The organism is Streptomyces sp. NPDC002309 (assembly GCF_053593375.1).
In genome coordinates this window covers 24,561-36,636 of the sequence record NZ_JBSFCI010000021.1, presented here as the reverse complement: position 1 = coordinate 36,636, position 12,076 = coordinate 24,561, and the positions used below count along the sequence as shown (strand labels likewise).

The 12,076-nt window shown below is 73.4% G+C and carries 12 protein-coding genes and 1 riboswitch; of the genes, 10 read left to right on the top strand and 2 right to left on the bottom strand.

Annotated features, from left to right (window positions below; all coding sequences use genetic code 11):
• Positions 1-280 precede the first annotated feature (280 nt).
• Positions 281-464, top strand: a riboswitch (cobalamin riboswitch).
• Positions 465-498: 34 nt separating this feature from the next.
• Genes ACWCPM_RS18865 through ACWCPM_RS18850 form a run of 4 tightly spaced genes read left to right on the top strand, consistent with a single transcriptional unit; the run spans position 499 to position 3,210 of the window.
• Positions 499-1,206 carry an energy-coupling factor ABC transporter permease gene (locus ACWCPM_RS18865; protein WP_450977327.1) on the top strand — a complete coding sequence of 236 codons (708 nt, stop codon included), beginning with the start codon at positions 499-501 and terminating at the stop codon, positions 1,204-1,206.
• Complete coding sequence (locus ACWCPM_RS18860) at positions 1,203-1,595, top strand: energy-coupling factor ABC transporter substrate-binding protein (RefSeq protein WP_450977326.1); 393 nt, start codon at positions 1,203-1,205, stop codon at positions 1,593-1,595. Before ACWCPM_RS18865 ends, ACWCPM_RS18860 begins: the two co-directional genes overlap by 4 nt.
• Positions 1,596-1,600: 5 nt before the next feature.
• Positions 1,601-2,350, top strand: coding sequence for a cobalt ECF transporter T component CbiQ (gene cbiQ / locus ACWCPM_RS18855; protein WP_450977325.1), 750 nt, complete (start codon positions 1,601-1,603; stop codon positions 2,348-2,350).
• Complete coding sequence (locus ACWCPM_RS18850; RefSeq protein WP_450977324.1) at positions 2,347-3,210, top strand: energy-coupling factor ABC transporter ATP-binding protein; 864 nt, start codon at positions 2,347-2,349, stop codon at positions 3,208-3,210. Before cbiQ ends, ACWCPM_RS18850 begins: the two co-directional genes overlap by 4 nt.
• A 525-nt stretch (positions 3,211-3,735) precedes the next feature.
• Here the strand turns inward: ACWCPM_RS18850 and ku are convergent.
• Positions 3,736-4,746, bottom strand: coding sequence for a non-homologous end joining protein Ku (ku, locus tag ACWCPM_RS18845; protein WP_450977323.1), 1,011 nt, complete (start codon positions 4,744-4,746; stop codon positions 3,736-3,738).
• Between the two features lie 89 nt (positions 4,747-4,835).
• Between ku and ligD the strand changes: the two genes are divergently transcribed.
• Positions 4,836-5,717 (top strand): non-homologous end-joining DNA ligase, encoded by an 882-nt coding sequence (gene ligD, locus ACWCPM_RS18840; RefSeq protein ID WP_450977322.1) that lies wholly within the window; start codon positions 4,836-4,838, stop codon positions 5,715-5,717.
• 43 nt (positions 5,718-5,760) lie between these two features.
• Positions 5,761-7,050, top strand: a complete 1,290-nt coding sequence (locus tag ACWCPM_RS18835; RefSeq protein ID WP_450977321.1) for a vanadium-dependent haloperoxidase — start codon at positions 5,761-5,763, stop codon at positions 7,048-7,050.
• 6 nt (positions 7,051-7,056) lie between these two features.
• Here the strand turns inward: ACWCPM_RS18835 and ACWCPM_RS18830 are convergent, their stop codons facing one another.
• Positions 7,057-7,863 carry a nuclease-related domain-containing protein gene (locus ACWCPM_RS18830; protein ID WP_450977320.1) on the bottom strand — a complete coding sequence of 269 codons (807 nt, stop codon included), beginning with the start codon at positions 7,861-7,863 and terminating at the stop codon, positions 7,057-7,059.
• Positions 7,864-7,974: 111 nt separating this feature from the next.
• Between ACWCPM_RS18830 and ACWCPM_RS18825 the strand changes: the two genes are divergently transcribed.
• The 4 genes from ACWCPM_RS18825 (at position 7,975) to ACWCPM_RS18810 (ending at position 12,047) form a co-directional block, all read left to right on the top strand.
• On the top strand, positions 7,975-8,481 hold the full coding sequence (locus ACWCPM_RS18825) for a protein-tyrosine phosphatase family protein (protein ID WP_450977319.1): 507 nt from the start codon (positions 7,975-7,977) through the stop codon (positions 8,479-8,481).
• Positions 8,482-8,687: 206 nt separating this feature from the next.
• Positions 8,688-9,539 carry a hypothetical protein gene (locus ACWCPM_RS18820; protein ID WP_450977318.1) on the top strand — a complete coding sequence of 284 codons (852 nt, stop codon included), beginning with the start codon at positions 8,688-8,690 and terminating at the stop codon, positions 9,537-9,539.
• Positions 9,536-10,831, top strand: a complete 1,296-nt coding sequence (locus ACWCPM_RS18815) for an ATP-binding protein (protein ID WP_450977317.1) — start codon at positions 9,536-9,538, stop codon at positions 10,829-10,831. The genes ACWCPM_RS18820 and ACWCPM_RS18815 overlap by 4 nt, the downstream gene beginning before the upstream one ends.
• Before the next feature lie 76 nt (positions 10,832-10,907).
• Positions 10,908-12,047, top strand: coding sequence for an SH3 domain-containing protein (locus ACWCPM_RS18810; protein WP_450977316.1), 1,140 nt, complete (start codon positions 10,908-10,910; stop codon positions 12,045-12,047).
• Positions 12,048-12,076: the final 29 nt, after the last annotated feature.

Genomic DNA, 12,076 nt, shown 5'->3' with positions numbered 1-12,076 from the left:
TGGCGTGAACGGTCCTCGACACGGCCGTCGGTGCAGCGGGCAGCGCGCCCTCTGACCGGCGTGCGCCCCCTGTTGCCGTACGGTCTCTCTCAACTCACTTATGTGGCTTTGTCGTTGCTGTCCAGCGGTCCGGCACACCGTTGTATACGGGGCACTGTCGGGGAGGGGTCCCGGACGCGCCGCCGGCCAGGGGCGACGGCGGGCACGGCGCCCCGTCGCGCCGCGTGACCAGCGTCTTCGCGCCCCCCACGACACGCTTGTCACCACCCCTGGGGGCGCACTACTGTCACCACGCCTTGGTGAACGGGAAATCCGGTGCGAAACCGGTGCGGCCCTCGCCACTGTGATCGGGAAGTCCGGCTCCGGCCCTCAGGGGCAGCCACTGGGTCCTCGTGACCCGGGAAGGCGGAGCACGGGCGGTGTCACCCGTCAGCCAGGAGACCGGCCGAGGCAGTTCGAACACCATCCACGAGGTGCTGGAGAGGGTCTGCTGAAGCCATGCACATAGCCGAGGGTTTTCTTCCTCCGGCGCACGCGATCGCCTGGGGTGCCGCGTCCGCGCCGTTCGTCGTCCACGGAGTCCGCTCCCTCACCCGTGAGGTCAGGGAACATCCCGAGAGCACGCTGCTCCTCGGCGCCTCGGGCGCCTTCACCTTCGTCCTGTCGGCGCTGAAACTGCCGTCCGTGACCGGAAGTTGCTCACATCCCACCGGTACCGGACTGGGGGCCATCCTGTTCCGGCCGCCGGTCATGGCGGTGCTGGGCACCATCACCCTGCTGTTCCAGGCGCTGCTGCTCGCGCACGGCGGGCTGACCACGCTGGGCGCCAACGTCTTCTCGATGGCGATCGTCGGACCCTGGGCCGGCTACGGCGTCTACCGGCTGCTGCGGCGGTACGACGTGCCGCTGATGGTCGCCGTGTTCTTCGGGGCGTTCGTCGCCGACCTGTCCACGTACTGCGTCACCAGCGTCCAGCTGGCGCTCGCCTTCCCCGACCCGGGCAGCGGAATCCTGGGCGCGCTCGGCAAGTTCGGCTCCATCTTCGCGGTCACGCAGATCCCCCTCGCGGTGAGCGAGGGACTGCTCACGGTGCTGGTGATGCGGCTGCTCGTGCAGTCCAGCAAGGGTGAACTGACCCGGCTGGGCGTGCTGCTCACCAAGAAGGCGGGCAGCGAGAGGAACGACAGCGAGGCGGTGGCCCGATGAAACGCAACACGAGGATCAACCTCCTGCTGGTGCTCGCCGTCGCCGCGCTCGCGGTACTGCCGTTGCTGTTCGGGCTCGGGGACCACAAGGAGGAGCCGTTCACCGGCGCCGACGCCGAGGCGGAGACGGCGATCACCGAGCTGGCCCCGGACTACGAGCCCTGGTTCTCGCCGCTGTACGAGCCGCCGTCCGGTGAGATCGAGTCGGGGCTGTTCGCCCTCCAGGCCGCGGTCGGCGCGGGCGTGCTCGCGTACTACTTCGGGGTGCGCCGCGGCCGTCGTCAGGGTGAGGCCCGGACCATGGAGCAGCGGGGCGGCGGGCCCGGCCGGGCCGAGGAGCGGCGGGGCGGGGGGCTGGTGCCAGGACCCGGCGGAGCCGAAGGGGCCTGAGCCTCGTGCTGCCGATCGACGCGGCGGCGCACAGCAGTCGCTGGCGCCGCCGCCACCCCGTGGACAAGGCCGTGCTCGGGCTGGGACTCACCGTGCTGGCGATCTCGTTGCCGCCGTGGCCGGGGGCCGCGCTGGTGCTGGTGACGGCGCTGGCCGTGCTGCTCGGGCCGGCGGGCGTGCCGCCGCGGCGGCTGTGGCTCGCGTACCGCGTGCCGCTGGGCTTCTGTGTCACCGGCGCGCTGCCGCTGCTGGTGCGGGTCGGCGGCCCGGACGGGTTCGTCGGTCTCGCGGACGGTGGCGCGGTGCGTGCCGGGGAACTGCTGCTGCGGACCTCGGCGGCCTCCCTCGGGGTGCTGCTGTTCGCGTTCACCACACCGATGTCCGACCTGCTGCCGCGGCTGGTCCGGGCCGGTGTCCCCGCGCCCGTCGTCGACGTGGCCCTCGTGACGTACCGGATGAGCTTCCTGCTCCTCGACTCCGTACGCCGCGTCCACGACGCGCAGGCGGCCCGGCTCGGGCACACCACGCACGCCGCGCGGTGGCGGTCGCTGGGCGGGCTGGGCGCCACCGCCTTCGTACGCGCTTTCGACCGGGCGACGCGCCTCCAGGCCGGCCTCGCCGGGCGCGGCTACGACGGCACCCTGCGCGTCCTGGTGCCCGAGGCCCGCGTCTCCGTGCCGTTCACGGCCGTGAGTCTCGCGCTGCTCGCGGCTCTGGCCGCCCTCACCTTCGTACTCGAAAGGCCGCTTTCATGAGCGAGGCCGCCCCCCTGGTCGCCCTGCGGGGCGCGTCGTTCGCCTACGAGGACGGCCCGGCGGTGCTGACCGGTCTCGACTTCGAGGTGCGTGAGGGGCGCGCGCTGGCCCTGCTCGGCCGCAACGGCAGCGGCAAGACCACGCTGATGCGGCTGCTCAGCGGTGGACTCCGGCCGCGTGCCGGGGAGTTGGTGGTGGACGGCGCCACGGTGTCGTACGACCGGAAGGGGCTGACCCGGTTGCGGACCACCGTGCAACTGGTGGTGCAGGACCCGGACGACCAGCTGTTCGCCGCGTCGGTGGCGCAGGACGTGTCCTTCGGGCCGCTCAACCTGGGGCTGCCGGACTCCGAGGTGCGGGGGCGGGTGGCTCAGGCACTGACGGCGCTGGACATCTCCGCGCTGGCGGACCGGCCCACGCATCTGCTCTCGTACGGGCAGCGCAAGCGGACCGCGATCGCCGGTGCCGTCGCCATGCGCCCGCGGGTGCTGATCCTCGACGAGCCGACGGCCGGGCTCGATCCCGACGGTCAGGAGAGGCTGCTCGCCACGCTCGACGGGCTGCGCGCGAGCGGTACGACGGTTGTGATGGCCACCCATGACGTCGACCTCGCGCTGCGCTGGGCCGACGACGCGGCCCTGCTCACCCCGTCCGGGGTCCGCACCGGCCCCGCGCCCGAGAACCTGGCGCGGACGCAGCTCCTGCGGGAGGCGGGCCTGCGCCTGCCGTGGGGCGTCGCGGCGGCGGAACTGCTGCGCGGCCAGGGCCTGCTGGACGGCACGGCGACCGGTCCCCGCACGGCGGAGGAACTGGCGGCGCTGGCAACGCCGGCGGCGGGGCAGGCGGGGCCGCACAGCTGAACACCGCCGACCAGGCAGGGCGGGGCGGCACGGCTGATGGCCACTGCCAGGAAGGGCGGGGCGTTCGGCTGAGCACCGGCACCTCGGCAGATGCCCCGCGGGGCTGGGCACTTGCGCTGAGGGAGGCGGGCCGCGCGGCTGAAGGTCCGCCCTGAGGCCGGCGGCGCCGCGCGACTGAGCACCCGCGGGGAGCAGACGGCGCCGCACGGCCGGGCACTTGCGGTGACGCAAGCAGCGCCGCACAGCTGAACGCCCGCCACGAGGCCGGCGGCAACACGCGGCTGAGCACATGTGCCCGCGGCGCACAGCGCATGCGGCATGGCGGAACCGAACGCCCGCACCCACGCGGCGCAAGCGGAGTCGCGGAGCTGCTGAGCGCCGCCGCGCGCCGTCCCGGCGCCCCTCAGTTCTCCGGAGCGTCCCCGCTCTTCCTGCGCCGTGCGAGCAGCGTCGTGCCCGCGACCACCGCTCCGATCGCCCCGACCTTGTTCTGTGACACGGCTGTCGACTTCGGCGCGTCCCTCGTCACGCCGAGCGCTTGCGGGCCGTGGTCTTCTTCGCCGTCGCCTTCTTGGCGGTGCTCTTCGCCGTGCTCTTCGACGCCGCCGTCTTCTTCGTCGCCCGGGCCGACGTCGACGCGGTCTTCTTCGCGGCCGCCTTCTTCGCCGTGGACTTCTTGCCGGCCGGCTCCTTGGGCGCGGTACGGCCGGCCCTGCGCTGCGGGAGCGCGTGGACGTCGGCCTCCTCCGCAGGCGCCTCGCCGCGGGACTCCCGGGCCGCGCGGACGCTGCTCTCCAGGGCCGCCATCAGGTCGAGCACCTTGCCGCCGGCCGCGGGCTCCGGCGCCTCGGGGGGCGCCTCGCCGGCCGCCTTCGCGGCGATGACCTCCTCGACGGCCTCGCGGTACTCGTCGTGCAGATCCTCCAGGTCGACCTCGCCGAGCGTGTCCATCAGGGCGTCCGCCAGATCGAGCTCCTTGTCACGGACGGTGACGCCGGCATCGGGGGCGACTCCCTCCGGCGCGCGCACCTCGTCCGGCCACAGCAGCCCGTGCATCGCGATGGCGTCGCCGACCACCCGCAGCATCCCGAGCCGCTCCCGGCCGCGCAGCGCGAACTTGGCGATGGCGACCTTGTTGCTGCGTTTGAGTGCCTCGCGCAGCAGCGTGTAGGGCTTGGCGGCGGGGGCGCCGCTCGCCGCGAGGTAGTACGCCGCGTCCATCTGGAGCGGGTCGATCCGGTCGGCCGGCACGAAAGCCACGATCTCGATCGTCCTGGCGGTCGGCAGGGGCAGATGGGCCAGGTCCTCGTCGGTGATCGGGATGACCGAGCCGTCCGCGTCCTCGTACCCCTTGCCGATCTCGGCGCCGCTGACCTCGCGGTCCTCCAGCTCGCAGAACTTGCGGTAGCGGATCCTGCCGCCGTCCTCGGTGTGGATCTGGCGGAAGGAGATCGTGTGGCTCTCGGTGGCGTTCACCAGCTTGATCGGGATGCTGACCAGGCCGAACGAGATGGCGCCGTTCCATATGGATCGCACATTCAGCACCTTTCCTGGCTTCCATCGCCTTCATGGCTGAATCAGCTAGGTTCGTATGATTCTCATGTTTTTCGTGTGATTCTCATCGTATGACGCCGATCACTGAGGTGGAGGGGCGACGGGTCGCGCTCAGCAATCTGGAGAAGGTGCTGCACCCGGCGACCGGCTTCACCAAGGGCGAGTTGCTGCACTACTACGCGATCACCGCCGACGCGCTCCTGCCCCATCTGCGGGATCGGCCGGTGTCCTTCCTGCGCTATCCGGACGGACCCGACGGCCAGCTGTTCTTCACCAAGAACGTGCCGCCGGGCACCCCCGACTGGGTCACCACCGCCGAGGTGCCGCGGTCCGAGGGGCCGGCCCGGACGGTGCTGGTGCAGGACCTCCCGAGCCTGATGTGGGCGGCGAACCTGGTGGCCGAGTTCCACACCCACCAATGGGTGATCTCCGCGCCGGACGTCGCCGACCGGATCGTCTTCGACCTCGACCCGGGGCCGCCGGCGACGGTCGTGCAGACCTGCGAGGTCGCCCTGTGGCTGCGGGAGCGGCTGGCGGCGGACGGGATCGAGGCGTACCCGAAGACGTCCGGCTCCAAGGGGCTGCACCTGCTGGCCGCGGTCCTGCCCACCCCCTCCGACCGGGTGACGGAGTACGCCAAGGGGCTCGCGGTCGAGGCGGAACGGGCGATGGCCCGACTGGTCGTACACCGGATGACGCGGAGTCTGCGGCCCGGAAAGGTTCTCGTCGACTGGAGTCAGAACGCCGCGCGCAAGACCACGGCGGCTCCTTACACCCTGCGGGCACGGGCGACACCGACCGTTTCGGCACCGGTGACCTGGGAGGAGGTCGAGGCGTGCCGAGACGTCGGCCAACTCACCTTCCTGGCCACCGACATCGCCCCGCGCCTGCAGGACTACGGCGATGTGCTGGCCCCGCTCCTCGACGCGGGGCGGGCCAGTCCACTGCCGTGAGCCACAGCGCCCCTCGACGGGCACCTCACAGCAAGGGACCAGCATGGAAACGACCCGCCCCCGTACCCTCCGCCGCCGCACGCTCGTCGTCGGCCTGACCGCGCTCGCCCTGGGCGCCACGACGGCCTCCACGGTCGCCGCCACGGACCGTGCCCCGGCCGCCTCCGAGGCCCAGGTGCTCCTCGACTGGAACGCGGTCGCGGTCGCCACCGTCAACGGCGACGCCAAGCGGTACGCGCCCGAGCAGAACGTCTGGCTCGGATTCGTCTCGGCCGCCGTCTACAACGCGGTGGTGGGAGTCGAGGGCCGGTACGCGCCGTACCGGTGGGACGGACGCGCCCAGGCCGGCGCCTCCGCCGAGGCGGCCGCGGCCGCCGCCGCGCACCGGGTGCTGCTGACCTACTTCCCGAAGTCCAAGGCCAGGCTGGACGCCGCCTACACCAAGTCGCTGAAGGCGGTCCCCGACGGGCAGGCCGAGGACCGGGGCGTCGCGTTCGGGAGGCGGGCCGCCGACCGTCTGGTCCAGCTGCGGGTGGAGGACGGACGCGGGGCGACGGTGGCCTTCACCAAGTCGCCCGCGCCCGGCGTGTGGCGGCCCACCGCGCCGGACAACACGCCCTTCCGCGTGCCGTGGCTGGCGAAGGTGAAGCCGATGGTCCTGGACTCCGCCGAACGGTTCCAGCCGGGCGCGCCGCCCTCGACGGACACCCGGCGCTACGCCCGCGAAGTGGCGGAGGTGCGGGTGCTGGGCGCGAAGAACAGCACGGTGCGCTCGCCGCGCCAGACGGAGACCGCGAAGTTCTTCAGCGACGTGCTGCCGGTGCAGCTCCAGGCCGGCTACCGCGACCACGTCTCGCGGCACGGGCTGGACCTGGTGGACGCGGCCCGGCTGTTCGCGGCGGCCAACACGGCGGCCGCCGACGCGACGATCGCCGCCTGGAACGCGAAGTACACGCACGCCCAGTGGCGGCCGGTCACGGCGATCCGGCAGGCGGGCACGGACGGCAACCTGGCCACGGCGGCCGACCCGGCGTGGGAGCCGCTGCTGCGCACGCCCGCCCACCCGGACCACATCAGCGGCCACACCGCCGCCGACGGCGCCGCGATGGCCGTCCTGCACCGGCTGACCGGCGGGAACATCGACTTCCGTATCTCCTCCGCGGTGACGGGCACGACCCGCACGTACACGAAGGCGGCCGACTTCGACCGGGACGTGACGGGCGCCGGCATGTGGGGCGGCATCCAGTTCCGGACCAGCGGCGAGGCGGGCACCCGGGTGGGCCGGGCGATCGGGAACTACGCGCTGGACCACGACTTCCGTCCGGTGGGCTGACCGGGCTCACACCCTCGCCCAGGTGTTCCGGTCCCTGGCCATCGCGTGCAGGGCCTCCACGTCGGCCGGCTTGAGCGCGCCGCCCAGACGGGTGAGGCCGTCGAGGTCCGTGTCCGTCAGGACGCGGACCTCGCGGACCGGACCGGGGATCGAGACACGGGAGGGGCCGACCAGGGCCAGGACGGGTCTGACCTCCGCGGTCAGTGCGTACGAGGCGCGGTCGGCCTCCGCGCGGACCCGTCGCAGCAGCGGCCGCCCCTCCCGCCGGCCCAGCGCGACCATCGGATCGCCTATCACGACGCGCTGCCTGCGGGCGTGGAGGGAGTGCACGGTGAAGAGGCCACCCGGGCCGATCACCAGGTGGTGGACCCGGTCACCGCCGGGCAGCGGCACGGAGTGCAGGGCGTGCCAGCCCGCGCCCTCCATCCGGTCGAGCGTCTCCCCCACCGTCTGCTCGGCCTCCAGCGCCCGGCGCCGGGGGTCGGCGCGCAGCCGGGCCCCCGGCACGTCGGGATCGCGGTCCAGGGCGACCAGGAGCGCCTCGCCGGGCCGGTTGGGGGCGAGGTCGTCGTCGGGGTGCAGGCTCAGCAGGGCCAGCTCCGCGGGGGTGGGCACGGGTGGCGGGCCGACCGTGACGGAGCCGGTGAGGAAGGGGCCGAGGGCCTTCAGGACGTCGTCCCCGCGGGCCTCGTCCAACAGGCTGACCCGGGCCGCCTCACGGTCGTACCAGGCGATGTTCCTGCCGTCCGCGAGGCGGACGTACAGCCGTTCCCGACCGTGTCGCCAGGTCGGTACGACGCGCGGTCCGCTCATGCACATCACCCCACGTCCATGGGAACAGGCGGGGTGCTCCAGGGGCAAGAACCCGGCTACCTTTGACAGCAGTTGGCACCGGCCCGCCCGTGTGACGGCTGGGGAGGCACGTTGCGTACCCGCGAGAAGCACCCTGACGTACCGGCTCCGGACCTGCCGTGGAACGAGATCGTGCCCGGTCTGTGGATGGGTGGGCACGAGTTCACGGGCGGTTCGGGGCGGCTGGAGTCCGCCGTCGTCCGCAACGAGTTCGATCTCGTCCAGACCCTGCTGCGGCTGCCCGGACACGGCCCCGACACGGACGTCCACCACCAGATCTGGCCGATCCCGGACGGTCCGCTCGACGGCACCCAGCTGGCCGGGGTGATCCGGCTGGCCGAGGCGGCCTGTGACGCGCTGGACCGGGGCCGCCGGGTCCTGGTCCGCTGCTACCACGGCTACAACCGCTCGGGCCTGGTCGTCGCGCACGCCCTGATGCGCCGGGGCCGCTCCGCCGAATCGGCGATCCGCCTGATCCGCGCCCGCCGCTCCCCGTGGGCACTGCACAACGAGCTGTTCGTGGAGTACCTGCGCACGGGGCTGCCGACGGCGCGGTTCCTGGAGGAGTTCGCGGAGTAGCCCGGGACGGCCACAGAGGTGGAGACACGCGAGGGCCGCGGGCACCGAGGCACGCGAGGGCCAAGAATGCCGGGATACGCGAAGGCCCCGGACACCGAAGTGCACAAAAAGGACTTCCCTGTGAATAAGGCGTACGCATGAATAATCTGTGCGCACGCATAAGGTGTACGGGCCGAACGCCCCGCACCCCGGACGACAGGAGCCCCGTGCCCCGCCGCCCCACCCCGCTCGCCGCCCCCGCCCGGGTCCGCGCCGTCACCGCGCTCGCGCTGCTGGCGGCCACCGCGACGGCCTGCGGTGACACGGGCGAACTGCGCGGCGCGGGGCCGGCGGCGACCGCGGCCGGCCCCGCCCGGCTGTGGCCGGATCTGCCCCCGGCGTCCAGTCCGGCCTTCGACATCGGCGAGGTGGACATCCGGACCGTGAAGGGCGTCGCGGTGCCCGGCGGCGACATCCGCGCGGTGGACCCGGTGGCGGTGGTACGGGCGGAGATCGCCCGCGCGGCCGACGACTACGAGGGCTCCAGGGCGCCGTACCGGGAGACGAACAGCCGGATGGAGCGGTGCGGCGGGCCGGACGACGGCAGCGGCACCGGATGCCCCGTCCTGAAGCCGTACTTCCGGGACCTGACCGGCGACGGCCGGCCCGAGATGACCCTGGGTTTCCGGCTGCTGCCCGGCGAGATGACCGCCGTCCGCGTGTACACCGTCGAGAAGGACCGCCTGGTGCAGGTCATGGCCTACGACGACGCCCTGACCGGGATCGAGATCGCCGAGCAGTCGGTGATCCTGCGGGCGCCGTCCGAGGTGCCGGGGTACGAGTACCGGCTGCAGTGGAGCTGGGACACCGAGCAGGGGGCGATGCTCCTCACCCACGACGAGATGCTGCGCACCGGCGCGCGCCCGCCCCGACATCACCCCTCCGCCACGACCACCGCCACGCTCCCCGGCACGCCCACCGCCAAGCCCACCGCCACGCTCTCCGGCACGCCCACCGCCAAGCCCACCGCCACGCTCTCCGCGGCACCCACGAGCACGCCCCCCGCGAGCCCTCGATGAGGCTCGCGCTGCCGCGCTGGGCCGGGACCCTCGCGGTGAAGGCCGCCGTCTTCATCACCGTGATGTGCTGTGCCCTGGCCGCGCTGCTGGGCGTCCTGGTCCATGTCTCGGTGACCAACCAGACCGTCGGCCAGGCCCGCGCCCTCGCGCTGGCCCGGCTCGGGGAGGCGACGGAGACCTACGCGGCCGGGGATCCGCTGCCGCCGGGCGCGGCAGTCGATCCGACGGACCTGCCCGCGCGGCTGCGCTCGCTCGCCGCAGCCGGGGAGCGCGGCACGATGGTCGCCGCCGACGACGGCCGGCCCACGATGTGGGCGGCGGGCCCCGTCGACGGCGGCCGGGCCATCGCGGTGGCCGTCGACTACTCCCAGCAGGCCCGCACCATCGAGGGGCTGGACCGGGCGATCGGCTGGTCGTCGGCGCTGGCGATCGGGGCGACGGCGCTGGTGGGCGCCTTCGCGGTGTCCCGGGTGACACGGCGGCTGCACGCCACGGCCCGGGTCGCCCGGCGGATCAGCGCGGGCGACCTGGACGCGCGCGTGCACGACCCGCGCACCCGGGACCGGACGCGCCCGCAGGACGAGGTGGCCTCGGTCGCCGCCGCGCTGGACTCCATGGCCGCCTCGCTCCAGGGCAAGCTGCTCGCCGAGCAGCGGTTCACGGCGGACGTGGCACACGAGCTGCGCACCCCGCTGACCGGCCTGCACGCGGCGGCCGAGCTGCTTCCGCCGGGACGCCCCACGGAGCTGGTCCGCGACCGGGTGGCCGCGCTGCGCACGCTCACCGAGGACCTGCTGGAGATCTCCCGGCTGGACACCGGGCGCGAGCGGCTGGACCTGGACACCGAGGAGCTGGGCGCGCTGGCGGAGCGGGTGGTCCGGGCGTCCGGCACGGACACGGCGGTGCGGGTCGTCCGGGACACGCGGGTGGAGACCGACCGCCGACGGCTGGAACGGGTGCTGGGCAACCTCGTCGCCAACGCGCACAAGCACGGGCGGCCACCCGTCGTGGTGACGGTGGACGGGCCGGTGGTGACGGTGCGGGACCATGGTGCGGGCTATCCGGAGTACCTGGTGGCGCACGGCCCGCAGCGGTTTCGCACCGAGGGCGGGGCGAAGGGCCACGGCCTCGGCCTGACCATCGCACTGGGCCAGGCGGAGGTGCTGGGAGCCCGTCTGGAGTTCGGCACCGCGCCGGGCGGCGGGGCGGTGGCGCGGCTGACACTGCCTCAGGCTCCGCCACTCGGAAGGAGCGCGGACGGAGGGTACCCCCTCCCCGATGGCGCACTGTGACAGGCGCGACGCGAAGCGCGCTCCTAATGTGGCGATTAGTCAGCTTCGCCCCGCCCTGTCACGGGAGGTTCTCCCCATGTCCCTGCGCTCTTCCCGCACCCGTCTCGCCATGACGGCAGCCGGAGGCGCCCTGGCCACCACGCTGGCGGTCTCGGCGGTCTCGCCGGCCGTCGCCGGTGGCATCTGGGGCGACGACTCCGGCCCCGGCAGAGGGAGCGGCTCCGTTCCGGCTCCCGCCCCCGGCGGCGAGTCGGGTGCCGTCCCCGCCCCTGGCGGCGAGGCCGGCACCGGCGCCATCGCCCCCGCCCCCGTACCGGCCCCCGTGCCCCTGCCCGTCCCCGGCGTCGGCGGTTTCGGTCCCGGCTTCGGTCCGGGCTTCGGACCAGGCTTCGGACCAGGCTTCGGACCAGGCTTCGGTCCGGGGTTCGGTCCGGGGTTCGGTCCGGGCTTCGGCTACTTCGGGCCCGGCTTCGGCTATGGCTACGGCGGCAACGGTCGCGTCAACGTCTTCACCGGCAACGGCGGCGTCGACGTCTTCGCCGGCAACCACGGCGGTTACAACGGCAACGGATTCAACGGCAACGGGGTCGGTGGCTTCAACGGCAACGGCAACGGCAACGGCAACGGCGGGTTCAACGACAACGACTGGTTCCGCAACGGCGGCAACGGCGGCGTCGACGTCTACGCGGGCAACGGCAGCGTGGACGTGTTCGCCGGCGGCCGGGGCGGCAACGGCCGGGACGGCTTCGGAGGAAACGGCTTCGGAGGGAACGGCAACGGAGGGAACGGCAACGGAGGGAACGGCAACGGGCACTCCGGCGGAGACGGCGACTTCGACGACGACTTCGATGACGACTTCGACGGCGACTTCGACGGCGGGGACGACTGGGACCTCGGTGACGACGACGACTTCGACGACGGCGACCTCGACGACGGGATCGGCGGCGACGACGGCATCGGCGGCGACACCGGCGACAACAAGGCCCTCTACCGGGGTGTGGTCACCGCCGACAACCTGGCGGTGCGCTCCCGCCCCACCGTGGGCAGCCGGGTCATCGGCCGGGTCGACCGGGGCGACGTCGTGCGCATCTTCTGCAAGGCGGCGGGCGACCGGGTGGGGAGCAACCCCCTCTGGTACCTCCTCAAGGGCCGCACATGGGCCTGGGGACCGGCCCGCTACATCAACAACCAAGGGCCCGCGCCACGCTGGTGCTGACTCCGACGGTAGGCAAGCCACGCCATTTG